General features: G+C 44.8%; 19 protein-coding genes and 5 tRNA genes. 2 read left to right on the top strand and 22 right to left on the bottom strand.

Annotated elements, in window-relative coordinates; translation table 11 throughout:
* Positions 1-128: 128 nt before the first annotated feature.
* The 3 genes from FTU19_RS03145 to FTU19_RS03155 form a co-directional block, all read right to left on the bottom strand.
* Positions 129-764 (bottom strand): OmpW family protein, encoded by a 636-nt coding sequence (locus FTU19_RS03145; protein ID WP_034706934.1) that lies wholly within the window; start codon positions 762-764, stop codon positions 129-131.
* 335 nt (positions 765-1,099) lie between these two features.
* Entirely contained in the window at positions 1,100-2,467 is a 1,368-nt protein-coding gene (locus FTU19_RS03150) for a Na+/H+ antiporter family protein (protein WP_180130083.1), read from the bottom strand.
* 98 nt (positions 2,468-2,565) lie between these two features.
* Positions 2,566-3,447, bottom strand: a complete 882-nt coding sequence (locus tag FTU19_RS03155; RefSeq protein WP_180130086.1) for an alpha/beta fold hydrolase — start codon at positions 3,445-3,447, stop codon at positions 2,566-2,568.
* Between the two features lie 117 nt (positions 3,448-3,564).
* Here FTU19_RS03155 and FTU19_RS03160 point away from each other — a divergent pair, with 117 nt between their 5' ends.
* Complete coding sequence (locus FTU19_RS03160) at positions 3,565-4,059, top strand: DUF4442 domain-containing protein (RefSeq protein ID WP_180017489.1); 495 nt, start codon at positions 3,565-3,567, stop codon at positions 4,057-4,059.
* A gap of 68 nt (positions 4,060-4,127) precedes the next feature.
* Here the strand turns inward: FTU19_RS03160 and FTU19_RS03165 are convergent, their stop codons facing one another.
* The 3 genes from FTU19_RS03165 to rpoB all read right to left on the bottom strand — a co-directional run bounded on the left by FTU19_RS03165 (position 4,128) and on the right by rpoB (position 13,199).
* Entirely contained in the window at positions 4,128-4,493 is a 366-nt protein-coding gene (locus FTU19_RS03165) for a DNA transfer protein p32 (RefSeq protein ID WP_034170980.1), read from the bottom strand.
* Between the two features lie 260 nt (positions 4,494-4,753).
* Positions 4,754-8,953: a DNA-directed RNA polymerase subunit beta' gene (rpoC, locus tag FTU19_RS03170; RefSeq protein WP_004781676.1), complete on the bottom strand. Its 4,200-nt coding sequence runs from the start codon at positions 8,951-8,953 to the stop codon at positions 4,754-4,756.
* Positions 8,954-9,110: 157 nt separating this feature from the next.
* Positions 9,111-13,199 carry a DNA-directed RNA polymerase subunit beta gene (gene rpoB / locus FTU19_RS03175; protein WP_004781674.1) on the bottom strand — a complete coding sequence of 1,363 codons (4,089 nt, stop codon included), beginning with the start codon at positions 13,197-13,199 and terminating at the stop codon, positions 9,111-9,113.
* Between rpoB and FTU19_RS03180 the strand changes: the two genes are divergently transcribed.
* A complete protein-coding gene (locus FTU19_RS03180; protein WP_034170979.1) occupies positions 13,193-13,444 on the top strand; it encodes a hypothetical protein in 252 nt (83 codons plus the stop codon). The genes rpoB and FTU19_RS03180 overlap by 7 nt on opposite strands.
* 63 nt (positions 13,445-13,507) lie before the next feature.
* Here FTU19_RS03180 and rplL read toward each other — a convergent pair whose 3' ends face one another.
* The 16 genes from rplL to gspD form a co-directional block, all read right to left on the bottom strand.
* Positions 13,508-13,876: a 50S ribosomal protein L7/L12 gene (gene rplL, locus FTU19_RS03185; RefSeq protein ID WP_159123444.1), complete on the bottom strand. Its 369-nt coding sequence runs from the start codon at positions 13,874-13,876 to the stop codon at positions 13,508-13,510.
* 48 nt (positions 13,877-13,924) lie between these two features.
* Positions 13,925-14,431 (bottom strand): 50S ribosomal protein L10, encoded by a 507-nt coding sequence (gene rplJ / locus FTU19_RS03190; protein ID WP_004781671.1) that lies wholly within the window; start codon positions 14,429-14,431, stop codon positions 13,925-13,927.
* Between the two features lie 306 nt (positions 14,432-14,737).
* Positions 14,738-15,433 carry a 50S ribosomal protein L1 gene (rplA, locus tag FTU19_RS03195; protein WP_004781669.1) on the bottom strand — a complete coding sequence of 232 codons (696 nt, stop codon included), beginning with the start codon at positions 15,431-15,433 and terminating at the stop codon, positions 14,738-14,740.
* A gap of 3 nt (positions 15,434-15,436) precedes the next feature.
* Entirely contained in the window at positions 15,437-15,865 is a 429-nt protein-coding gene (gene rplK / locus FTU19_RS03200; RefSeq protein WP_004781668.1) for a 50S ribosomal protein L11, read from the bottom strand.
* Between the two features lie 117 nt (positions 15,866-15,982).
* Positions 15,983-16,516: a transcription termination/antitermination protein NusG gene (gene nusG, locus FTU19_RS03205; protein WP_005232530.1), complete on the bottom strand. Its 534-nt coding sequence runs from the start codon at positions 16,514-16,516 to the stop codon at positions 15,983-15,985.
* 7 nt (positions 16,517-16,523) lie between these two features.
* Positions 16,524-16,964 (bottom strand): preprotein translocase subunit SecE, encoded by a 441-nt coding sequence (gene secE, locus FTU19_RS03210; RefSeq protein ID WP_034704481.1) that lies wholly within the window; start codon positions 16,962-16,964, stop codon positions 16,524-16,526.
* A gap of 76 nt (positions 16,965-17,040) precedes the next feature.
* Positions 17,041-17,116: transfer RNA gene (locus tag FTU19_RS03215), tRNA-Trp, on the bottom strand.
* Between the two features lie 46 nt (positions 17,117-17,162).
* Positions 17,163-18,353 (bottom strand): elongation factor Tu, encoded by a 1,191-nt coding sequence (tuf, locus tag FTU19_RS03220; RefSeq protein WP_179991967.1) that lies wholly within the window; start codon positions 18,351-18,353, stop codon positions 17,163-17,165.
* A 151-nt stretch (positions 18,354-18,504) separates the two neighbouring features.
* A tRNA-Thr gene (locus FTU19_RS03225) sits at positions 18,505-18,579 on the bottom strand.
* A gap of 21 nt (positions 18,580-18,600) precedes the next feature.
* Positions 18,601-18,676 (bottom strand) — tRNA-Gly (locus FTU19_RS03230).
* 36 nt (positions 18,677-18,712) lie between these two features.
* Positions 18,713-18,796 (bottom strand) — tRNA-Tyr (locus FTU19_RS03235).
* Positions 18,797-18,851: 55 nt separating this feature from the next.
* Positions 18,852-18,927 (bottom strand) — tRNA-Thr (locus FTU19_RS03240).
* A 98-nt stretch (positions 18,928-19,025) separates the two neighbouring features.
* Positions 19,026-20,519 carry an anthranilate synthase component I gene (gene trpE, locus FTU19_RS03245; RefSeq protein ID WP_159123742.1) on the bottom strand — a complete coding sequence of 498 codons (1,494 nt, stop codon included), beginning with the start codon at positions 20,517-20,519 and terminating at the stop codon, positions 19,026-19,028.
* Positions 20,520-20,627: 108 nt separating this feature from the next.
* The gene (gene gph, locus FTU19_RS03250; protein WP_180025226.1) at positions 20,628-21,296 is read right to left on the bottom strand and encodes a phosphoglycolate phosphatase; all 669 of its coding nucleotides are present in this window, start codon (positions 21,294-21,296) and stop codon (positions 20,628-20,630) included.
* 78 nt (positions 21,297-21,374) lie between these two features.
* The gene (locus tag FTU19_RS03255) at positions 21,375-22,034 is read right to left on the bottom strand and encodes an FHA domain-containing protein (protein ID WP_179991964.1); all 660 of its coding nucleotides are present in this window, start codon (positions 22,032-22,034) and stop codon (positions 21,375-21,377) included.
* Positions 22,035-22,096: 62 nt separating this feature from the next.
* Positions 22,097-24,352, bottom strand: a complete 2,256-nt coding sequence (gene gspD, locus FTU19_RS03260; protein ID WP_180025225.1) for a type II secretion system secretin GspD — start codon at positions 24,350-24,352, stop codon at positions 22,097-22,099.
* Between the last annotated feature and the right edge of the window lie 6 nt (positions 24,353-24,358).

Below are 24,358 nucleotides of genomic sequence, written 5' to 3' on the forward strand. Positions count from 1 at the left end.
TATTCGTTTTAATATATTTGAGTATTGCCAATCTGCTCAATTTCAATACGTTATAAATCGTTGTTATTTTGAAAAAAAGCCCCATGCAGGATGAGGCTTTTGGAAAAAATGAACCAAAAAATTGGAGCTTAGAATTTATAGCTATAACCGATCGTATAAACCCAAGGATCGATTCCAAATTCACCTAAATTAATTTTTGTCCCATCAGCAGTCTTTGCTTCCAGATCTGTATCTAAGTCTGCATAACGTGCATCAACAAAGACACCCCAGTTTTTTGCATCCGCTGGCTGGAAGTTAAAGCCGACTTGGCCAGCTACCCCATAAGCAACATCTGCATCAAGCTTTGCTACACCTAATGCGTCTTTTGCAGTTTGGCTAAATTCTTCATCCCATGGAATGAATACTGTAGCACCTACACCGATATATGGAGTAAAGCGGCTTGAATTTTTAAAATTATATTTGGCTGTAATCGTTGGTGGTAGATGTTTTAATGATGCAATTTTCACATCACCCGCCATCTCAACATCATGTTTAAATGGGGTAGCCAATAATAATTCGGCTGAAATATTGTCATTGAAGAAATATTCGACTGAAGGAGTAAAATTGAGTTCGCTACTTGCTTTAGCATCTTCAACTACACCAGGAATCAGGTCAGTTTCCTGAGTAGGCGCTAATACAGAAGCCCCCACTTTCACTTGCCATTGCCCTGCCATCGCAGATGCTGAAAGACCCATTAATGCAATTAGAGCTACTTGCTTTAACATTTTAAAATACCCCCAAGGGAAGAATAATTATTAAGAAAATATTTCTTAATTAATAATAAACATGGCTTAAATTATTATGCAATAGAGATTATAAAAATAAATTTTATTTATTATTTAAGTATATGTAATTATTATATATTTATTTTAAATCGACCATATTGGTTGGTTTTAAATACCCAGTAAATTAATCAGGTTAATATAATAATATTCAGAGTAAAATAATCAGGTTTATATTAATTTTTTATTTAAATATATATTTTAAATACATCTTATAATTTATTTTAAATCTAGGCAAATCTGCTCCGATTTATATCAGAGCAGATTATAAAAAGGACTTACAGAACCATGGCTGCAATCCAGCCAAAAATGATAAGCGGAATATTAAAATGAATGAAGGTTGGAACCACACTATCCTTCATATGGTCATGCTGACCATCCATATTCAGACCGGATGTTGGGCCTAAAGTTGAATCTGATGCTGGAGAACCGGCATCGCCCAAAGCAGCCGCAGTCCCAATGATCGCAATAGTTGCTGCAGGACTAAAACCAAATTGAATACAGAGCGGTACATAAATAATCGCCAGAATCGGAATGGTAGAGAATGATGAACCGATACCCAGAGTAATCAGCAGACCAATCAATAACATCAGGAAAGCAGCCAGTGCCTGGCTATCACCAATCCAGTTTACCGAAGCTTCGACTAAGGCGGGTACCTGATTAGTCGCTTCAATTACGGCAGCAAAACCTTGCGCGGCAATCATGATAAAGCCAACCAAGGCCATCATACGCATACCGGTGATGATCACATCATCTGCTTCTTTCCATTTAAAGATTCCGGCACAGCTCAAGATTGCGACACCGACCAGACCGGCAAGAATCATCGAATCTGAATAGAGCTGTACCACAAGGGTTGCAATCACCGCGATCGCTGCCATCCAGATGGTCAGTTTGGCAATTTGTGGTTTCGCTGATTTTTGTTCTACACCCAGTTCAGCAGAGATACTTTGCTGCTGTTCCACATGGATATCTTTATAAAGACGTGGCTTACGGTAGCTGATAAACATGGCCACCAGCAAACCCACGAACATACCTGAGACCGGAATCGCCATCGCAGCGGGAATCTGGTCATAAGTAATCTCAAAGCCATAAGGTTTACCAAAGGTATTGATGTTATGGCCCAGAATATCATTCAGGAAGATGGCACCAAAACCGACTGGAACCAGCATATATGTTCCCACCAGACCAAAGGTCAGCAGACAGGCCACCAAACGGCGATCCAGCTTCAGATGGTTAAATACCAGCAATAATGGTGGAATCAGAACCGGAATAAAGGCGATGTGCACTGGAATCACGTTTTGCGAGAAAACGGCAGCCAATGCGACGGTACAGAAGATCAGATATTTAACCTTGTTCTGTGCCTTTTCTGATGCCTCACCTTTTAAAGTGGTGATCATTTTATAGGCCAGCAAGTCAGGCAAACCGGAACGTGCCAAGGCCAAAGCAAAGGCACCCAGGATGCCATAGGCCAAGGCAATTTTAGCGCCACCGCCCAGACCATTGTTAAATGCGTCTAAAGTTCCCTGGAGGCCAAGACCTGCCAACAAACCACCCGTAACAGCACCAATGACCAGGGCAAAAACCACAGGTACACGTGCCAATGAGAGTCCAAACATGACTCCAATAGCAGCAAGAATTGCGAACATAATGAATTGGGAATGAGAGAAAATGGCTATTTTATCAGAAAATCCGGATAAAAATTCTTCCACTTATCCCTTGCCGAGTCACGTTCCCAATCTCCGTATCAGATGGTCGCTGTTAATTTCTGCTGAATAAAATTATGAATCAGATGAGCCACCTGTTCCGGCTGGCTTAGGATAGCCCAGTGATTGGCATTCAGTTCTACCCGGGAAAAATCTTCCACCCATTTTGGCATTTCATCAATCAGATCCGGACCAACAAACTGGTCCTTTTTGAGCACAATTGCCTGTACCGGACAGATCGCAAAACGCTGTCTAGGTCGAGATAAACGCGGCAAAAAGTTCGCCCGATACAGATTGACGCCATATTTTCCATCTTTGACAATATTCTGGTTTAGCGGCAGATTTTCCTGCTGTTCCAGCTGACTGATCATTTTGCCCCAACGTTCTGCATTAAAGAAATTCCATGCGGTAGGTGCTATAAAAGGCAGCTGGAATACCGCGATATACCAAGACTTGGTCATCTGTTTAAAGAACTTGATCTTATGCTGTTTAAACTGTTCACGCATCCAGAAAGCAGCATGATCCAGACATGGACCTGACATGGTGCTGAAAGACAAAATCCGGCCTTTAAATTTAGGTTCGGTGACTGCTTCCCAAGCCTGGATTGACCCCCAGTCATGAGCCGCAAGGTGGAAAGCTCGTCCTGGCAAGACCTGATCGACCACTTGCTCTAAATCTGCACACAGACGTTCCAGACGATAATCCCGAATTTTCTTGGGAACGCTGGAGTCTCCTGCTCCGCGCACATCATAGGTCACCACAAAATAATCCTGAACAAGGTGAGAAATTACCGCTTCCCAAACATCCTGATGGTCAGGATAACCATGAACCAGCACCAAAGCCGGTCGCTCAGGCTCACCCCAGGTTTTCACATAGAGACGTTGATGATCGCTGGTATCTACCCACTGGCTATGTCTTTGCATAGATGTATCCTTATTCGCTGATTGACTCTTTTATTGTTGAAATAGGCACGATTTATCAATGCCAGCTTATTTTTGTTGTTCTAGTATGCATACAAGACCAGAAAAAAGAATATCCGCATGAGCCTATTACGAAAAATTCAGCAACTGCCTTTATTATCCAAATTTATCCTGAATCGCTATGCCCCTTATCGTGGAGCAGGCATTGTCATTGATGAAATGGACTTTGCCAATTATCACGTTCGCGTGAAAATGCCACTGACTCGCAAGAATCAGAATATTGTGGGAGTACATTTTGGTGGCAGCCTGTATTCCATGGTCGACCCTTTTTATATGTTATTGCTGATGCATCATCTTGGTCCGAAATACATTGTTTGGGATAAAAGCTCTACCATTCAGTTTCTGGCGCCAGGACGCGGAACAGTCTATGCTGACATCCGGATTTCCAGGCAGGAAGTACAAACAGTAAAAGAACTGGCAGCTAACCATAGTCCGGTTTATCGCCAGTATCAGCTTAATATTTATGATGATTCCGGTGTGCGTATCGCTGAGGTACAAAAAACCGTTTATATCCGCCTTAAACAGAGCAAAGGCAAGCCTCGAGAGGCTAAATAACAAAATATGAATAAACTAAAAGCGCCATGGAGGCGCTTTTAAATCGATCTGGAAGATAGTTCTGTCGATTAACGACGACGGTTATTCTGTTCGATCGCTGCACCAGCACCACCACCGATGGCACCACCAATTGCAGCCCCACCTGTACCGCCAAAGATGCTTTTACCCACTGCAGAACCTACAGCACCACCGACACCACTATAGGTCGCATTACGGTTTGAACCACCTTGAGCTTTACTACCGACTGCTGCACCGGCACCACCGCCAACTGCTGCACCAACACCACCACCTACTCTGTTACCTACACCACCACCCACTGCACCACCGAGCGCAGCTGCGCCAATACGCTGATCTTTAGCAGACATATTTTCACAGCCTGCCAACATAAAAGTGGAGATAGTTGCAACAGCCATTACGCTCATTAACTTTTTCATGATCTTGGCCTTCCTTCGTGCTTTGACTTAAGATTAACCTGATTTTAAGGAGCGATTCATAACAAGATGTTAAATCTTGAAACCCTCATGATTTATTTTGTAAAGAGCGCATGAAAGATCATGTTTTATTGATGATTTCTCCATATTTAGGACAAGTAACCACCAGATAATCTGATCTTTTCTAGCGATATAAATATGAATAATTTTAGGAAATAAAAAAGCCACCCGAAGGTGGCTTTTTAAAATGATTTAGCGGCTAATTACAGACCGTTAAATTCATCGCTGAATGCTTGGCTCAACGCCTGGTCTACATCAGAGAAGTCATTGTGCAATTCAAATTCTGCAGCTTCTGCTTCCTGACGACGACGCTCTAAGTGATAAGCCAGGCCTGTACCCGCTGGGATCAGACGACCTACAACTACGTTTTCTTTCAGACCGCGTAAATCATCTTCTTTACCTGTTACAGCCGCTTCAGTTAACACACGAGTGGTTTCCTGGAACGATGCAGCAGAGATGAACGAGTCAGTAGAAAGCGACGCTTTGGTAATACCCATCAATTGACGTTCAAACTTCGCAGGGAACTTGTTCTGCGCAAGAACAGCTTGGTTCTCTTGCATCACACGGATGTAATCCACTTGTTCACCTTTGATAAAGCTTGTATCGCCACCGTCAGTGATGTCCACTTTACGCAGCATTTGACGTACGATCACTTCAATATGCTTGTCGTTGATTTTTACACCTTGCAGACGGTAAACGTCCTGAACTTCGTTCACGATGTAGTTAGTCAACGCCACTTCACCTTTCAAACGTAAGATGTCATGCGGGTTCTGTGGACCATCAGAAATAGTTTCACCACGGTTCACATGTTCGCCTTCGAACACGTTAATGGTACGCCATTTCGGAATCAGCTCTTCGTAGATCTCAGAACCATCATCCGGAGTAATCACCAGACGGTTTTTACCTTTGGTCTCTTTACCGAAACTTACAACACCTGAAACTTCTGCAAGGATTGCATGTTCTTTCGGTTTACGCGCTTCGAACAAGTCAGCAACACGTGGCAGACCACCGGTAATATCACGAGTACGTGAAGATTCTTGTGGTACACGACCAATTACGTCACCCACACCAATTGTTTCGCCATCACGGACAGAAAGAATGGTGTTTTGTGGCAAGAAGTAGAACTGTTCACCGCCGTCTACTGTGTCAAGCACAACAGCTGGACGTAAATCTTTACCAGAAGCAGGACGTGCTGTTACAGGCAAGATTTCAACAGTGGTCATACCAGTTGCATCATCAGTTTTCGATGTTGCAGTTACACCATCAGCAATCTGGCTGAAGCGAACTTTACCAGCTACTTCTGTTACAAGTGGATGTGTATGCGGATCCCAAGTCGCTACGATACCGCCTGCTTCTACAGCTTCGCCATCTTTCAGCAAGATAGACGCACCATATGGCAGTTTGTAACGTTCACGTTCACGGCCTAAGTCATCTGCAATACCGATTTCACCTGAACGTGAAGTTGATACCAAGTGACCTTTGGCATGTTGTACAGTTTTTACGTTATGGAAACGTACAGTACCTTTATTACGGACTTGTACGCTGTTTGCAGCAGAAGTTCGGCTCGCAGCACCACCTACGTGGAAGGTACGCATGGTTAACTGTGTACCCGGCTCACCAATTGACTGAGCAGCCATAACACCCACAGATTCACCTGGGTTTACCAAGTGACCGCGTGCAAGGTCACGACCGTAACATTTCGCACAAACACCGAAAGTAGATTCACAAGATACGACTGAACGTACTTTAACTTCATCGACACCTTGCTCTTCCAGGTAGTTTGCAAGTTTTTCGTCGATCAATGTGTTACGCGGCAGAATAACTTCTTCAGTACCCGCACGTTTCACATCTTCAGCAACTACACGACCTAGTACTCGAGTACCCAGGTTCTCGATCACGTCACCGCCTTGAATGAACGGAGTCATGACAAGACCAGACAACGTACCACAATCCGGCTCAGTGATGACCAAGTCTTGCGCAACGTCTACCAGACGACGAGTCAGGTAACCAGAGTTCGCTGTTTTCAGTGCTGTATCGGCCAAACCTTTACGCGCACCGTGTGTTGAAATGAAGTACTGAAGTACTGTCAAACCTTCACGGAAGTTCGCTTTAATTGGTGTCTCAATGATCGAACCATCCGGTTTCGCCATCAGACCACGCATACCAGCCAACTGACGAATCTGAGCTGCAGAACCACGGGCACCAGAGTCAGACATCATGTAGATGCTGTTGAATGATTTCTGTTTCTCGTCCTCACCCTGTTTGTTCTTAACAGTCGTGAATGACAAGTTATCCATCATCGCTTTCGCTACCTGGTCGTTTGTACGCGCCCAGATATCGACCACTTTGTTATAACGTTCGCCGGCAGTTACGAAACCTTGTTCGAACTGTTGTTCAATTTCACGAACTTCAGCTTCGGCTTTCCCGATAATCGCTTGTTTTTGTGGTGGAATGACCATGTCTTCCATACCAACAGAAACACCAGAACGAGTCGCTTGGCGGAAGCCAAGGTACATCAATTGGTCCGCGAAGATAACAGTGTCTTTCAGACCCAGTTTACGGTAGCAAGAGTTGATTAACTTAGAGATGTTCTTTTTAGTCATCTCAACGTTAATTTGCTGGAAGTCCATACCTTCAGGCACAACTTCCCAAAGCAGACAGCGACCAGGAGTTGTATCTACGATAATCGTTTGCTGTTCACGTTCGCCGTTTTCGTTGATCACGGTTTGGTGTACACGTGCTTTCACGCGAGCGTGCATATCTACCTGACCAGTCGCAAGCGCACGGTTCACTTCGTCAGTATCCGCGAACACCATGCCTTCACCTTTGGCATTTACTGCATCACGAGTGATGTAGTAAAGACCCAAGACAACGTCCTGAGACGGTACGATGATTGGCTCACCGTTCGCTGGAGACAGAATGTTGTTAGTCGACATCATTAACGCACGAGCTTCTAACTGAGCTTCAAGTGTTAATGGTACGTGTACCGCCATTTGGTCACCGTCGAAGTCGGCGTTGAACGCAGCACATACGAGTGGGTGAAGACGGATCGCTTTACCTTCAATCAGAATAGGTTCAAATGCTTGAAGACCTAGACGGTGAAGGGTCGGCGCACGGTTCAACATTACTGGATGCTGACGAATCACAGAGGCAAGAACATCCCAAACTTCTGGAGTTTCACGTTCAACCATTTTCTTCGCAGCTTTAATGGTTGTTGCTTGACCAGATGCTTGCAGCTTCGCAAAGATGAATGGCTTGAACAGTTCAAGCGCCATTTTCTTAGGAAGACCACATTGGTGTAAACGCAGGCTTGGACCTACGGTAATTACCGAACGACCAGAGTAATCGACACGTTTACCCAACAAGTTCTGACGGAAACGACCTTGTTTACCTTTGATCATATCTGCCAAAGATTTAAGCGGACGTTTGTTCGAACCTGTAATTGCACGACCACGACGACCGTTATCCAGCAATGCATCTACAGATTCTTGCAACATACGTTTTTCGTTACGTACGATGATATCTGGAGCCGCAAGGTCAAGAAGACGTTTCAAACGGTTGTTACGGTTGATCACACGACGGTAAAGGTCGTTCAGGTCAGAAGTCGCGAAACGACCACCTTCAAGTGGTACAAGCGGACGAAGATCTGGTGGAAGTACAGGAAGTACGTTCATCACCATCCATTCTGGCTTGTTGTTCGAATCGTTGAATGCTTCCATCAATTTCAGACGTTTAGAGGCTTTTTTAAGCTTAGTTTCTGAAGTTGTGTTAGGGATTTCTTCACGAAGACGCGCAATTTCAGCTTCAAGATCGATATCTTTAAGCAAGTCTTGAACCGCTTCTGCACCCATTTTCGCAGTGAATTCATCACCGTGTTCTTCTAACGCATTGAAGTATTCTTCATCGTTCAGAAGTTGGTATTTCTCAAATGGAGTCATACCTGGGTCAGTTACAACGTAAGATTCGAAATACAATACGCGTTCGATATCACGTAGCGTCATGTCTAATAAAAGACCGATACGGCTAGGCAATGATTTCAGGAACCAGATGTGCGCAACTGGAGAAGCAAGCTCAATGTGACCCATACGCTCACGACGAACTTTCGCAGTTGTTACTTCAACGCCACATTTTTCACAAATGACGCCTTTGTATTTCATACGCTTGTATTTACCACACAAGCATTCGTAATCTTTTACTGGACCAAAGATTTTGGCACAGAATAAACCGTCACGTTCTGGTTTGAACGTACGGTAGTTAATGGTTTCTGGCTTTTTAACTTCACCATGAGACCACGACTTAATCATTTCTGGTGACGCAAGACCAATACGGATGCGATCAAACTCTACAGGAGCATGACCGTCGGAATCCGTCTTTTTGCGCATGATATCGAGCAAGTCTTTCAATTTTTTTCTCCGTGTGTCGAGGAGATTTTCACTTCCCGACTGGGTCACAAATATTGTTTTTTACTGAAATTCGGGAATCTCAAGAATCCCCCTAAATCCCCCTTTATAAAGGGGGACTTTCTCCCTTCTTTCTTAAAGAGGGGTCGGGGGAGATTTCTTAGTCACCATTTTTCAGTTCAATGTTGATACCTAAAGAACGGATCTCTTTGGTCAATACGTTGAACGATTCAGGCATACCTGGGTCCATATAATGGTTACCATCTACAATGTTCTTATAGATACGGGTACGGCCTTCAACGTCATCCGACTTCACAGTAAGCATTTCTTGAAGCGTATATGCTGCACCGTATGCTTCCAGTGCCCAGACTTCCATCTCACCGAAACGCTGACCACCGAATTGTGCTTTACCACCCAGCGGCTGTTGCGTTACTAGAGAGTAAGAACCAGTAGAACGCGCATGCATCTTGTCGTCAACCAAGTGGTTCAGTTTCAGCATGTACATGTAACCTACAGTTACAGGACGGTCGAAACGTTCACCAGTACGGCCATCATACAATACAGTTTGACCCGTACGTGACAAGCCAGCAAGCTCAAGTAATTCTTTGATCTGACCTTCTTCAGCACCATCAAATACTGGAGTTGCCAGAGGAACACCTTTACGCAAGTTACCAGACAGTTTCAAGATTTCTTCATCAGTCAGGCTGTCAAGATCTTCTTGCTGACCGCCAACCTTATTATAAATCTTGTCTAGGAAATCACGCAGTTCAAGAACTGTACGCTGTTCTTTCAGCATCTTATCGATTTGATCGCCAAGACCTTTAGCAGCCATACCCAAGTGAGTTTCCAGAATCTGACCGACGTTCATACGTGATGGTACACCGAGCGGGTTCAGTACGATATCTACTGGTACACCATTGGCATCGTGCGGCATGTCTTCAACAGGCAGGATGTTAGAAACTACACCCTTGTTACCGTGACGACCCGCCATCTTATCACCAGGCTGGATACGACGTTTAACGGCCAGGTAAACCTTAACAACTTTCAATACGCCAGTTGTCAGTTCGTCACCTGTAGAAAGTTTGCGTTTTTTCTCAGCAAATTTCTCATCAATTTCAAGGCTCTTCTCTTTTAAGAACACTTGAATTTGAGTTAAACGTTCAGCAATTGCTTCATCACTTGGTTGGATATCAAGCAGATCAACCAGCTCTAAACCAGATAACAATTCTTCAGACAGTTTGTCACCGCGTTTAGTAGTACCGCCACCGTTAGATTCCTGACCTTTCAACAGACGGACAATACGTTCGCGTGCTGCTTCTTCGAAGATTTTGTATTCTTCTTTCAAGTCTTTACGGTAAGCATCCAGCTGAGCTTTTTCAATTGCCTGAGCACGTTCGTCTTTCTCAAGACCGTCACGTGTAAACACTTGAACGTCGATCACAGTACCTTTAGTACCTGATGGAACACGTAAAGAAGAGTCTTTTACGTCAGCCGCTTTTTCACCGAAGATTGCACGAAGCAGTTTTTCTTCAGGAGTTAACTGAGTTTCACCTTTAGGCGTTACTTTACCTACCAGGATGTCACCCGCGGTCACTTCAGCACCGATGTAAACGATACCTGACTCGTCCAGTTTAGAAAGCGCTGCTTCACCCACGTTCGGGATATCGGCAGTAATTTCTTCAGCACCCAGTTTGGTATCACGTGCAACACATGAAAGTTCCTGGATGTGAATAGACGTTAAACGGTCTTCTTGAAGAACACGCTCAGATAACAAGATCGAGTCTTCGTAGTTGTAACCGTTCCAAGTCATGAACGCTACACGCATGTTTTGACCCAATGCTAGCTCACCACCATCAGTTGATGGACCGTCAGCCAGAACGTCGCCACGGCCTACTTTATCGCCCAGGTTCACAAGAACTTTCTGGTTGATACAAGTGTTCTGGTTAGAACGTGTGTATTTGATCAGGTTATAGATATCTACACCTGCTTCGCCCGCAACCATTTCGTCTTCGTTGACACGAATTACAACACGCGAAGCGTCAACAAATTCAATACGACCACCACGTTTCGCGATTACACATACACCAGAGTCATGTGCTACGTTCGCTTCCATACCGGTACCAACCAGTGGTTTGTCAGCGATTAACGTAGGAACAGCCTGACGTTGCATGTTCGAACCCATCAATGCACGGTTGGCGTCATCGTGCTCAAGGAACGGAATCAGTGATGCTGCTACAGATACAACCTGTTGAGCAGATACGTCCATATGCGTCACTTTTTCAGGAGGCATACGTACGAATTCACCTTGGTGACGTACAGAAACGAATTCTTCAGACAGGTTGCCGTCTTTATCTACTGCAGAGTCGGCCTGTGCAATCACAGTACCTACTTCTTCAATCGCAGACAGGTATTCAACGTCATCAGTTACGCGGCCATCAACCACTTTACGGTATGGAGTTTCCAGGAAACCGAAGTTGTTACATTTGGCGTAAACAGACAGAGAGTTGATCAAACCAATGTTTGGACCCTCAGGAGTCTCAATTGGACATACACGACCATAGTGAGTTTGATGTACGTCACGTACTTCGAAGCCCGCACGTTCACGAGTCAAACCACCAGGCCCAAGTGCTGATACACGACGCTTGTGGGTAATTTCAGACAACGGATTGTTTTGGTCCATGAACTGAGACAACTGGCTTGAACCAAAGAATTCTTTGATTGCAGCAGCCACTGGCTTCGCATTGATCAGGTCTTGCGGAGACAGATTATCAGTTTCAGCTTGAGACAAACGTTCTTTAACAGCACGTTCTACACGAACCAGACCTACACGGAATTGGTTCTCAGTCATTTCACCCACAGAACGAACACGACGGTTACCCAAGTGGTCGATATCGTCGACTTCACCTTTACCGTTACGGATTTCTACTAATGTTTTTAATACATCAGTGATATCTTCATTCGAGAGAATGCCTTCAACTTCGCGTGACTTCTGATCAGTACCCACTTCGTAAGGACGACCCAAACGACGGTTGAACTTCATACGGCCGACTGGAGACAGATCATAACGCTCAGAAGAGAAGAACAGGTTGTTGAACAGGTTCTCAGCAGCTTCTTTTGTTGGTGGCTCACCTGGACGCATGACTTTGTAGATTTCTACAAGTGCTTCATCACGGCTTACTGTGGTATCAGCACGTAATGTATCCGCAATGAATGGACCACGGTCGATATCGTTAGTGAACAGGATGTTGAACTGTTTCACGCCGCCTTCTGCAATTTTCACCATAATTTCATGGCTTAGAACAGTATTGGCTGCAATCACATCACCATCTTTCAGTGGGATGTCTTCAGCAGTGATACGTTCGTACAGGTATTCATCAGGAACAGAAAGCTTCTCAAGACCAGATGCTTCCATTTGACGTACATGACGTGCGTTAATACGTTTACCTTGTTCAACAATGACTTTGCCGTCTTTGTCAGCAATGTCGAACTGTGCCATTTCGCCGCGCAGGCGCTCTGGAACAAGGTCAATCTGGTAGCTACCCATGTCCAGATACACAGGTACTTTCTCGTAGAACATGTCGAGAATTTGTTCGTTGGCATAACCCAGCGCACGAAGCACCACAGTCGCAAGCAATTTACGACGACGGTCAATACGTACGTAGACCAGGTCTTTGGCATCGAATTCAAAGTCTAACCATGAACCACGGTAAGGAATGATACGAGCTGAATAAAGGACTTTACCGCTTGAGTGAGTTTTGCCTTTATCGTGGTCAAAGAATACGCCCGGTGAACGGTGCAATTGCGATACGATTACACGCTCGGTACCGTTAATGACGAAAGTACCGTTGTCTGTCATAAGCGGCATTTCGCCCATGTAGACTTCTTGTTCACGTACGTCTTTGATTGATTTAGTTTCGCGATCTTTCAGGATCAAACGAATTTTTACGCGCATTGGTGCTGCATAAGTTGAGCCACGAAGGATACATTCGCGTACATCAAACTCAGGCTTACCAAGACTATACTCAACGAATTCTAAAGCAGCATTGCCAGAATAACTTTCAATAGGAAAAACTGAACGAAATGCGGCTTGGAGACCGATATCTTCGCGGTTTTTTGGTGATTTGCCATCTTGTAAGAATGTTCTGTACGAGTCGACTTGAATCGCGAGCAGGTACGGAGCATCCATGACGCTAGGCAATTTACCAAAATTCTTACGGATCCGTTTCTTTTCGGTATATGAGTATGCCATCTGGAGTCCTCGGAAAGTGTAAACCAAGCCCGCCTGCAGAACGGGCTCAGAAGGAATTACGCTGGCCGATATGGCCACCACTCTTTACAAATGCTGCAATTTTTAGTGGTATTAAAACGCTTAACAATATTTTTTTAATGAAAAATATTGGTAAGCGTTTGTTCATTATGTTTATTTTTAATTTGTATGAATTTTATATCATGCAAACAAAAATCGAGCCGATTATTGTAACGCAAAAAGGCTGATGACCCAAGAGCCATCAGCCAATTTTTGGAGCCGATTATAAAAAAACCGGCTCCTTTAAGAAATTACTTAAGAGTAACTGTAGCACCAGCTTCTTCAAGTTTTTTCTTAAGCTCTTCGCCTTCTTCTTTAGAAACGCCTTCTTTAAGAACTGTAGGTGCGCCTTCAACCATGTCTTTAGCTTCTTTCAAGCCAAGACCAGTAGCTTCACGAACTGCTTTAATTACAGCAACTTTGTTACCACCGAAAGAAGTCAACTCAACGTTGAATTCTGATTGCTCTTCAGCAGCAGCAGCAGCGCCAGGAGCAGCAGCAACAGCAACAGCAGCAGCAGATACGTTGAATTTCTCTTCGAAAGCAGAGATTAGTTCAACAAGTTCAAGAACAGTTTTTTCTGCAACTGCGTTTAGGATTTCTTCGTTAGTTAAAGCCATGAGAATAACTCCAAATGGAAATTGAATGGTGTGGAAATAAATTTAAGCTTATGCAGCTTCTGACTCGTTTTTCTCTTTGAGCGCAGTAATAAGGCGACCCAATTTCGAAATAGGAGCTTGAAGAACGTTTGCAAGCATAGTAAGCGCTTTTTCTTGGTTCGGAAGGTTCGCGATTACGCTAACTTCAGCACCTTCGTAAACTTTGCCATCAAATGCAGCAGCTTTAAGTTCGAATGCTTTGTTAGTTTTTGCGAATTCTTCGAACAAGCGTGCAGCTGCACCCATGTCGTCTTCAGAAGTCGAGAAAGCTAAGATTGTTGGGCCAACAAGGCTGTCGTTCAAGATATTGAATTGAGTATCTTGAAGAGCGCGTTTAGCCAGAGTGTTACGCACGATACGTGTTTTAACACCTAGTTTACGAGCTTCAACACGAAGAGCAGTTAATTGCTCAACTGTTAAACCTTGGTAGTCAGCAACAACAGCGGCAAATGCAGTAGAAGCAATTTCACTTACTTCAGCTACGATCTGTTTTTTGCCTTCAATAAGAAGAGCCATTGTAAAACCTCCTAACGGTGATTTATGTGCCTGATCACAAGCACACTCCCAATTCGTGAATTCATCTCTGAAATCACACGCGGAGGATGAACAAATCACACCACCGCGTCTACGCAGGCTGGAGTATTAAGAGGAAAGCATAAAACTCCCCTCGCCTGAGGTCTTTGACGCTGATAAATTTACATTTATCAATTCAAAGTCTGCCTAAGTTCGCAAGTAGTCCGAAACCGGTTTCTTCTTGCGTAAGTTTTAAAGCAGTGCTTTAAAACTTACTCAGGGCTTTAAAATTCTGTATAAGTTTATAACTTATTTAGAAACGTTTGCTACATCAACGATCAGACCAGGACCCATAGTAGAGCTTAGAGTGATCTTTTGAATGTAAACACCTTTAGAAGTAGCAGGTTTTGCTTTCTTAAGGTCAGCTACAAGAGCTTCAACGTTTTGACGAACAGCTTCAGCAGAGAAACCTACTTGACCGATCGCAGCGTGGATAATACCTGCTTTGTCTACACGGTAACGCGCTTGACCAGCTTTTGCATTTTTAACTGCAGTTGCTACGTCAGGAGTTACAGTACCTACTTTAGGGTTTGGCATTAAGCCACGTGGACCAAGAATCGTACCCAGTTTACCAACAACGCGCATTGCATCAGGAGCAGCAATCACTACGTCGAAGTCAAGGTTTCCGCCTTGGATGCTTTCAGCAAGATCATCGAAACCAACAACGTCTGCACCAGCTTCTTTCGCAGCTTCAGCAGCAGCGCCTTGAGCAAATACAGCTACGCGTACAGTTTTACCAGTACCTGCAGGAAGAGTAGTCGCACCACGAACAACCTGATCAGATTTACGAGGGTCAACACCCAGGTTTACAGCGATGTCCAAAGATTCTTTGAATTTCGCAGCTGGAAGGCTAGTAAGAACTTCTACAGCTTCTTCTAAAGTGTAAACTTTCTGTGCTTCTACAGCAGCAGCAATGGCTTTTTGACGTTTAGTTAACTTTGCCATGTCTTATAGCTCCACTTCCAAGCCCATAGAACGTGCAGAACCAGCGATGGTACGTACACGCGCGTCTAAATCAGCACCAGTTAAGTCTGGTTCTTTAGTAGTCGCGATTTCTTCCAATTGAGCACGAGTCAACTTACCAACTTTAGTTTTGTTAGGTACAGAAGAACCCTTTTGGATACCAGCAGCTTTCTTAAGAAGAACAGCAGCAGGTGGAGTTTTCATGATGAATGTGAACGACTTGTCGTTGTACACAGTGATCACGACTGGAATTGGTAGACCAGCTTCAACTTTTTGTGTAGCAGCATTGAATTCTTTACAGAATGCCATGATGTTAACACCACGTTGACCTAGTGCAGGACCAATCGGTGGAGATGGATTCGCTTTACCAGCTGGAACTTGCAGCTTGATATAGCCGTCAATCTTCTTAGCCATTTCAAATTACCTCTGGGTGCAAACGCCGTTAGGCTCCCCAATGATTTCAAGTAACGATACCGTTACAACAACAATGCCTGATTTGCACGCAAATCAGGCGTTTTCAACCCGAACAAATTAAACTGTTTTTTCGACTTGGCGAAATTCCAGTTCAACCTGAGTTGGTCGGTTAAATACGTTAATCGTCAGCGTTAAGCGTGACTTGTCGTAAAGCACTTCTTCCACCACACCTTTAAAGTCAGTGAATGGACCGTCAATTACGAGTAATTCTTCGCCTGGTTCAAACATGGTCTTAGGACGCGGTGCTTCACCAGTATTGCGTACACGTGCAAGGATTGCATCAGCTTCTTTTTGCGTAATTGGAGCCGGTTTTTCAGCCGTACCACCAATAAAACCAAGCACTTTTGGACACTCTTTCACGATGTGCCAAGTGTCATCGTTCATTTCCATTTCGACTAATACATAGCCAGGAAAGAACTTACGCTCTGATTTACGCTTCTTGCCATCCTTCATTTCTACCACTTCTTCGGTAGGAACAAGGACTTCACCAAAGCTATCGGCAACAGCGCTACGCTGGATTCGATCATTAAGCGAACGCATCACTTGTTTTTCATAACCTGAATAGGCATGAATAATGTACCAACGTTTCATAGCTCTCTTACCCGATAATAAACTTCATTAACCAGCCTAAAACATAGTCAAAGCACCATAGAACAATGGCTGCAATCACTACAACAGCAAGGACTTGCCAAGATGTGGTCACAGTTTCTTGTTTGGTAGGCCAGGTCACTCGACGTAACTCGATTCGTGCATCCTTAAGAAGACGAACAAAGCCTTTGCCTTGATGGGTGGCGTATAATAAACCGAATGCCACAACGATACAAGCCAAAATTACCCCAACGCGCACCCAAATATCATTCGCAGGCGCCCAGTATGCAGGTAAATATTGGTTTACCATCATAGCACCGACCAATAAAATCAAGGCGATAACCCATAGAGCAATGTCTAATGGAGAACCAGAACTTACATCTACAGCAGGATTATTTCTTTGAGGAATTGCCGCTTCGCTTAATGCGTCGCGTGATTTATCATTCGACATTTTTGTACTCGTCGTAGGTTTCGCGACTTATTATATGACCAGTTTTGCCGACATCAAGCGTCTTTTGAAAAAAACTTGGCAGGCCAGGAGGGACTCGAACCCCCAACATTCGGTTTTGGAGACCGACGCTCTACCAATTGAACTACTGGCCTGTAGATAAACTGGAGCCGAAACTCCAGCTTATTTTCTATTCTATGATTATGCAGTTACTTTAGCAACTACACCAGCACCAACTGTACGACCACCTTCACGGATCGCAAAACGTAGACCTGGGTCCATTGCGATTGGGTGGATCAGTTCTACTGACATTTCTACGTTGTCACCAGGCATAACCATTTCAACGCCTTCTTTCAAAGAAATCGCGCCAGTTACGTCAGTTGTACGGAAGTAGAACTGTGGACGGTAACCGTTAAGGAATGGAGTGTGACGACCACCTTCGTCTTTAGAAAGTACGTATACTTCTGCATCGAATTTAGTGTGCGGTTTGATAGAACCTGGTTTAGCAAGTACTTGACCACGTTGTACGTCTTCACGTTTAGTACCACGAAGCAAGATACCACAGTTCTCACCAGCACGACCTTCGTCAAGAAGTTTACGGAACATTTCAACGCCAGTTACAGTAGTCTTAACTGTGTCTTTGATACCCACGATTTCAACTTCTTCACCAACTTTGATGACACCAGTTTCTACACGGCCAGTTACTACTGTACCACGACCAGAAATTGAGAATACGTCTTCGATTGGCATCAAGAATGCTTGGTCGATTGCACGTTCTGGTTCTGGAATGTAAGAGTCAAGCGCTTCAACAAGAGCTACAACTGCATCTTCACCGTATTGACCAGCTTCACCGTTCAGTGCAGCAAGTGCTGAACCACGGATTACAGGAGTGTCATCACCTGGGAAGTCGTAAGTAGAAAGAAGTTCACGAACTTCCATTTCAACCAGTTCAAGAAGCTCTTCGTCGTCTACAAGGTCGCATTTGTTCAAGAATACAACGATGTAAGGTACACCTACCTGACGAGAAAGCAGGATGTGTTCACGAGTTTGTGGCATTGGACCGTCAGTCGCAGCACATACAAGGATCGCGCCGTCCATCTGAGCAGCACCAGTAATCATGTTTTTAACATAATCGGCGTGACCCGGGCAGTCTACGTGAGCGTAGTGACGAGTTGGAGAATCGTATTCTACGTGTGAAGTATTAATTGTAATACCACGTGCTTTTTCTTCTGGTGCAGAGTCGATTGCAGCGTAGTCTTTCGCCTCACCACCGAATTTTTTAGCACATACAGTTGCAATCGCAGCTGTTAAAGTTGTTTTACCATGGTCAACGTGACCGATTGTGCCCACGTTAACGTGTGGCTTATTACGTTCAAACTTAGCCTTAGCCATGTTAATCTTCCTCGTTTACGTCGAACACAATTCTGAGTAAAACCCAGCTCCGACATATCGTTTAAAAAAAACCAAACACCAAATACTTGAAAAGCAGACTAAATAGCCTGCTTTTGAAATATTTTTGCAACCACGTTGCCAAACTGTAATCTGGAGCTCTTATCGAGATTTGAACTCGAGACCTCTCCCTTACCAAGGGAGTGCTCTACCACTGAGCTATAAGAGCAAATATTAGCACTTCAAACAATGGAGCGGGAGACGAGGATCGAACTCGCGACATGCAGCTTGGAAGGCTGCCGCTCTACCAACTGAGCTACTCCCGCACGATGTTGGTACTTACCACTTTGAAGTCTTAAAATTGGTGGTGAGGGAAGGATTCGAACCTTCGAAACTTTCGTAGCGGAGTTACAGTCCGCCCCCTTTGACCGCTCGGGAACCTCACCATTTTTACACTTACATCAGTGTCGTTCTTTACTTCGCACTCCAAACTCTCTAAGATGGTGCCGGCACACGGATTCGAACTGTGGACCTACTGATTACAAGTCAGTTGCTCTACCAACTGAGCTATGCCGGCGTTTCTTAGTGTTTCGTACGTTTCGTATCGGAACGGTGTGCAGTTTAGCAAAACTCAGAATCCATGCAAGTGTTTTTTTCAAAAAAAACGCCAAAAACTCACAAAATCAATCCGTTTGATGATAATTCAACCGCTTTGATCACTGCGCGAGCTTTTATTTGGGTTTCATTCCATTCTGACTCAGGATTTGAGTCCGCAACCAGCCCTGCTCCGGCCTGAACATAGACCTTATTTTCACGAATCACGCAGGTACGAATGGCAATCGACATGTCCATTTCGCCATGCCAGCCTAAATAACCAACAGCGCCGCCAAAAATTCCGCGTTTCACTGGCTCAACTTCGTCAATAATTTCCATAGCACGGATTTTTGGTGCACCAGAAAGTGTTCCAGCCGGGAAAGTTGCCTTAAAAACATCCAGCGCATCCACATCATCCCGCACTTCACCTTGTACATTCGACACAATGTGCATCACATGCGAGTAACGTTCGATCACCATTTGATCAGTGACTTGCACTTTACCGATTTTGGATACTCGACCGACATCATTTCGGCCTAAGTCAATCAGCATTAAGTGCTCGGCAATTTCTTTTTCATCAGACAGTAAATCTTTTTCCAGTGCCAGATCTTCTTCCTTGGTCTTGCCACGTGGACGCGTACCCGCCAGTGGACGAACAGTCGCAATGCCATTTTCCAGACGTGACAGAATTTCAGGTGAAGAGCCGACAATATGGAACGGCGTATTGTCTTCTAGGGTCTGCCCTTGCACGAGGAACAGGTAAGGTGATGGATTAAGATGACGTAATGCGCGATAGACCTGTAAAGGCTCACCATCGAAATCAGAAACCATACGATGACCCGGCACGACCTGCATCACATCTCCGGCACGGATGTACTCTTTTACCTTTTCAATAGAGGCAATAAAGTTGTCATGTCCAGTTAAAGACTCAAAGTGCGGTGCTGTATGTTTTTCTGCTTTCAGGCTCACTGGTGTTGCCAGAATATTTTCCAGCTCATCCAGCTGCTGCTGCGCTTTCTCATAAGCTGCCTGATCCGCTGCATCGGCATGGACAATCAGGAACAGGGTATCTTTCAGATTATCGAATACGATGACGGTTTTGGACAGCATCATCCAGATATCTGGCAAGCCTACCGGATCAGCTTCAGGCACATTTTTTAGCTTAGGTTCGATATAACGTACTGAGTCATAACCAAAGTAACCGACAAGACCACCGGTAAAGCTTGGTAAGGCTGGAAGTTCTGCCTGGGTCGGTACTTTAAACTGTGCCTGAAAGTCACGGATATACTGGAATGGATCGGCACAGTGCTGTTTTTCAATAGAGCCATCTGGATGCTGAACAGTCAGTTCACCCGCATTACAGGAGAATACAGTCGATTCACCCAGGCCGATAATTGAATAGCGCGCCCAGTTTTCTCCCCCTTCCACAGATTCGAACAGATAAGCCTGTTGGTGCTGTTTTAGACGGGCAAAGATAGATAAAGGAGTATCAGTATCAGCCAGGCGCTGGCGGTATACAGGAATCAGGTTGTAGCCTTGAGATGCAAGTTGCTGGAATTGAGCTGAAGTTGTCATTCGGTTTTTCTCTTTAAATTAGGGTTACTCAGTATGGAAATGGAATTGGACTGAGCGACGCCATCGAAAAACCTTACAACTATTCATCTTATTTCCTTCGTACCCTATTTAAGCAAGCAACTCACGTAGATCATCGACAATTTCTTGAGGATCACAGTCTGCTATATTTTCACCATGATTATAGCCATAGCTGACTACAATACAATCTATACCCGCACGGCGCGCAGCTTCGATGTCATTGACTGAGTCCCCGATCATCAGTACCTGCTCTTTGGTCACGCCATAATGCTCCACACAATGCAACAACTGACGCGGATCTGGCTTACGCTCGGCAAAGCGATCACCACCAATGGTGTCATCAAAGTATTTCGCCATTTCCAGAATATCCAGAATACTGCGTGCCGGTTCTTCTGGTTTATTGGTCACACAGATCAGTTTTTTATCGTTAGCCTTACCCCATTCCAGAAACTCGATAATTCCGTCAAATGGCTTGGTATCCACACAAGGATCGGCATTATAAATTTCCAGGAACGTCGTAAGTAATTCCTGATGCTGTGCAGGTAATACTTCTCCCACCAGATGCTGGAGTACGCTTTCACAGAACTTGGACGTTCCTTTACCAATCCAGACCCGTACCTGCTCCTCAGTCACCAGGGGTAGCTGCAAGACATTCAGGCTCATATTCATAGCCCGATACAAATCATGGGCTGAATCCACCAAGGTACCATCCAGATCGAATAAAATCAGCTTACGTTGTTCCAGTTGTGCAATTGACATCCTGCCCCTCATTTTCTTTATTTGCAGCCATAAAAAAGGCATGCGTGATGCATGCCTCGATTGTAACCAATCATGGGCTTATTTAAACAACACCCAGGCGATAATCGCCAAAATAATCAGAACGATTAGTGAAATCAGTCCAATAGATGCATTTTTCTGTGCTTCTTTTTCCTGCTCTACACGAGAAACAGGCTGTTCCACCGGAATCGGTGCGGGTTCTGGCTTAACCGAGCTCAGGTCTACCCCTTCAGCAATAGGCGCAGGTTTTGGAATACCGACATTGGTCGGCATACCATCACGGGTCAAGTTGACTGAAGCATCACGCTCTTTCAATTCTGGAATGCCCTGCTCATTCATCTGCTGGGCAGGAGTTTTCTCAACCGTTTCGATTTCTTCAACCACTTGCTCTGCTGTTTCTTCAACTTCTGGCGCCACTTCAACAGGCGCTACAGGTTCAAGAACCAGGAATTTCAAGGTGGCAAACTGGACTACATCGTCTTGTTTTAATCGCGTTTCCTGCTCAATACGCAAGTCATTCACGAAAGTGCCATTAGATGAGCCTAGATCCTGTACCCATAGTGCATCGTTTTTCAGCAGAAAAGCAGCATGCTTACGCGAGATTTCCGCAGCCTGCAGCACAATATCAGCCGCCTGATGACGCCCTACCAGCATGTCACGGTCGATTGCTATTTCCTGTCCGGTCAAGTCATCGGTAATTGCCTGTATTTTCCAAGTCATGAAATCTACTTCTCTATTTTCTTTGACATTATCATAACATGCTGTATGCAAATGCGAATGGTCTAGCTTTTGGGTCTAAGTGTGGTTGTTGTAACGGTATTTCTACTTTTTTCAACCTGCTGGACTGGCTGCTGTACCACTTGTCGCTGAATCCCCGGCTCAATTGCTACCGGTGTAGCTACTGCTGTAGCTGACGGCGTTGGTGCTGGGGCACTTGGGACATTCTGGTAGGTCGAATTCGTCAGTGGTGTCCTGGAAACTGGAATACGCTGCTGATACACATCTTCAACACTTTCCGGCAGCTTGGCAAAATTACCGTCTGAATCGAGTGCCAATTGCAGGCTATAGAGTTGACCATAACGTTGCTGCGTCAGTTTACGCACTTCATTTTTATCCCCCACAATCGTTGGATGGATAAAGATCAATAAGTTACGTTTCTGATTAGACTTACCTTCAGCGCGAAATAAGCGTCCTATACCTGGAATCGCTCCCAGACCTGGAACAGCCTGACGTCCATACGTAGTATTATCCGAGATTAAGCCACCGAGTACGATGGTTTGCCCATGTTCAGCCAGAATCGAAGTTTTAATTGCACGCTTGCTGGTCACCAAATCCTGTGCTTGTCCACGATCTCGATTGACCGCAGAGACTTCCTGTTCAACTTCCAGACGTACCGTACCATCTTCACCAATGTGCGGTACGACTTTTAAGGTTACGCCGACATCTTTACGCTCAATGGTGGTATAAGGATTAGCCACGCCTGAGCCACTGGTCGAAACCGAACCGGTCACAAAGGGCACATTTTCACCCACGACAATATAAGCTTCCTCATTATCCATGGTCACAATCGACGGCGTAGATAACAGGTTAGACTTGGTGGTTTCTTTCAATGCCTGAATCATCGCACCATACAGGCGACGTGAACCATCACTGCCTTCCTGAAAATCTCCAATCACAATGGAACTACCCGCACCCACAGTACTTGCAGCACCTAAGCCACCACCTGCGAGATAGCCCGCCGCAATATTTCTCAGACTAGTACCAAACTTATCGAAGTTAATTAAGCCAATTCCGCTGCTGATATCCCCCAAAGCCCATTGCACACCCAGCTGGTCCGCATCTGTCCCTTCTACTTCAATAATTGCAGCTTCAATCAGAACCTGTTGACGGCGCACATCCAACTGATCAATCGCAGATTCAATTTCACGCATCAGTTGCGGGTCTGCTTTAACCACCAGAGAATTCTGCGTGGCATCTGCAATGATGCTGACGCCATTGGCATTAAAGCTGCTAATCCCGCCCTGCTCGGTTTTCATGCCTGTATTTAACTGAATGTTGGATGCGGTTGAGCTGTTTGAGTTAGTAGTACTGTTGTTATTCAGGTTATTAGTCGAATTATAAGAAGACGAGCTGGAAGAGGAATTATCCAAACCAGTATTGACTGCTTGCCCTGTCACTAACCCTTGCAAAATTTCCGAAAGATTCTTGGCACTGGCATATTTCAAACGGAAGACTTTTAAGCCCCCCAGACGGTCTGCTGCAGGCACATCCAGTGTTTCAATAATCTGACGAATGCGCTTGCGTGTCGCTGGATCCCCTTTAATCAGAATACGGTTGGTACGCACATCTGCCATGACCCGTACCCGTGAACCACGCAGATCTTTAGCTGCACCTGTCGCTGCCATTGAATCAATCAGCTCGATCATTTCTTCGGCCTGACTGGATTGCAGGCTAATGGCTTCAATATCATTCTGGCCCGTGCCATCCAGATTACGGATGATGGTTTCCAGCTGATAGATATTAGTGGCTCGGTCCGACACAATTAGTGCATTGGTGCCCGGAACGGCAGCCAAATGGGCAAACTGTGGCATTAACGGACGCAGGGCCGGAATCAGGTCATTCGGATTGGTATTTTCCAGCCAGATCACGCGAGTGACAATCTGGTCACCGGTAGCACGATGACGTGCATCATAGGGAATCCCGGAGCTTTTGACATTGCTGTCTGGAACCAGCTTGATGGTATTTCCTGAAGGAATGGCCACTACACCATTGACATTCAAGACCCCTAAAAACAGGTCATAAACTTCGTTTTTATTCAGTGGCTTGTTGGAAATGACCGTGACATTACCTCGAACCCGAGGATCTACCGCAAAATTTTTACCGGTAATATCCGCCACTTCATTAATGAAGGCGGTTAAGTCTGCATCCCGGAGATTGATTTTCCAGGTTTGCGCATAACTTGCCGTACTGACCATAGCAACCAATGGTGCGGCCACACAGAATGCCCATGCTGATCGATTATTATTAAATAAAGCCATAAACTT

It is taken from the genome of Acinetobacter sp. YH12072 (genome assembly GCF_013419565.1).
In the GTDB taxonomy this organism is placed as follows: Bacteria; Pseudomonadota; Gammaproteobacteria; order Pseudomonadales; family Moraxellaceae; genus Acinetobacter.

Bases quoted from the DNA above. Each gene is read 5' to 3' on its own strand.
- FTU19_RS03145 (WP_034706934.1), bottom strand. From the start codon at position 764: ATGTTAAAGCAAGTAGCTCTAATTGCATTAATGGGTCTTTCAGCATCT.
- FTU19_RS03150 (WP_180130083.1), bottom strand. From the start codon at position 2,467: ATGTTCGCAATTCTTGCTGCTATTGGAGTCATGTTTGGACTCTCATTG.
- FTU19_RS03155 (WP_180130086.1), bottom strand. From the start codon at position 3,447: ATGCAAAGACATAGCCAGTGGGTAGATACCAGCGATCATCAACGTCTC.
- FTU19_RS03160 (WP_180017489.1), top strand. From the start codon at position 3,565: ATGAGCCTATTACGAAAAATTCAGCAACTGCCTTTATTATCCAAATTT.
- FTU19_RS03165 (WP_034170980.1), bottom strand. From the start codon at position 4,493: ATGAAAAAGTTAATGAGCGTAATGGCTGTTGCAACTATCTCCACTTTT.
- FTU19_RS03180 (WP_034170979.1), top strand. From the start codon at position 13,193: ATGCCATCTGGAGTCCTCGGAAAGTGTAAACCAAGCCCGCCTGCAGAA.
- rpoB (WP_004781674.1), bottom strand. From the start codon at position 13,199: ATGGCATACTCATATACCGAAAAGAAACGGATCCGTAAGAATTTTGGT.
- rplL (WP_159123444.1), bottom strand. From the start codon at position 13,876: ATGGCTTTAACTAACGAAGAAATCCTAAACGCAGTTGCAGAAAAAACT.
- rplJ (WP_004781671.1), bottom strand. From the start codon at position 14,431: ATGGCTCTTCTTATTGAAGGCAAAAAACAGATCGTAGCTGAAGTAAGT.
- rplA (WP_004781669.1), bottom strand. From the start codon at position 15,433: ATGGCAAAGTTAACTAAACGTCAAAAAGCCATTGCTGCTGCTGTAGAA.
- rplK (WP_004781668.1), bottom strand. From the start codon at position 15,865: ATGGCTAAGAAGATTGACGGCTATATCAAGCTGCAAGTTCCAGCTGGT.
- nusG (WP_005232530.1), bottom strand. From the start codon at position 16,516: ATGAAACGTTGGTACATTATTCATGCCTATTCAGGTTATGAAAAACAA.
- secE (WP_034704481.1), bottom strand. From the start codon at position 16,964: ATGTCGAATGATAAATCACGCGACGCATTAAGCGAAGCGGCAATTCCT.
- tuf (WP_179991967.1), bottom strand. From the start codon at position 18,353: ATGGCTAAGGCTAAGTTTGAACGTAATAAGCCACACGTTAACGTGGGC.
- trpE (WP_159123742.1), bottom strand. From the start codon at position 20,519: ATGACAACTTCAGCTCAATTCCAGCAACTTGCATCTCAAGGCTACAAC.
- gph (WP_180025226.1), bottom strand. From the start codon at position 21,296: ATGTCAATTGCACAACTGGAACAACGTAAGCTGATTTTATTCGATCTG.
- FTU19_RS03255 (WP_179991964.1), bottom strand. From the start codon at position 22,034: ATGACTTGGAAAATACAGGCAATTACCGATGACTTGACCGGACAGGAA.
- gspD (WP_180025225.1), bottom strand. From the start codon at position 24,352: ATGGCTTTATTTAATAATAATCGATCAGCATGGGCATTCTGTGTGGCC.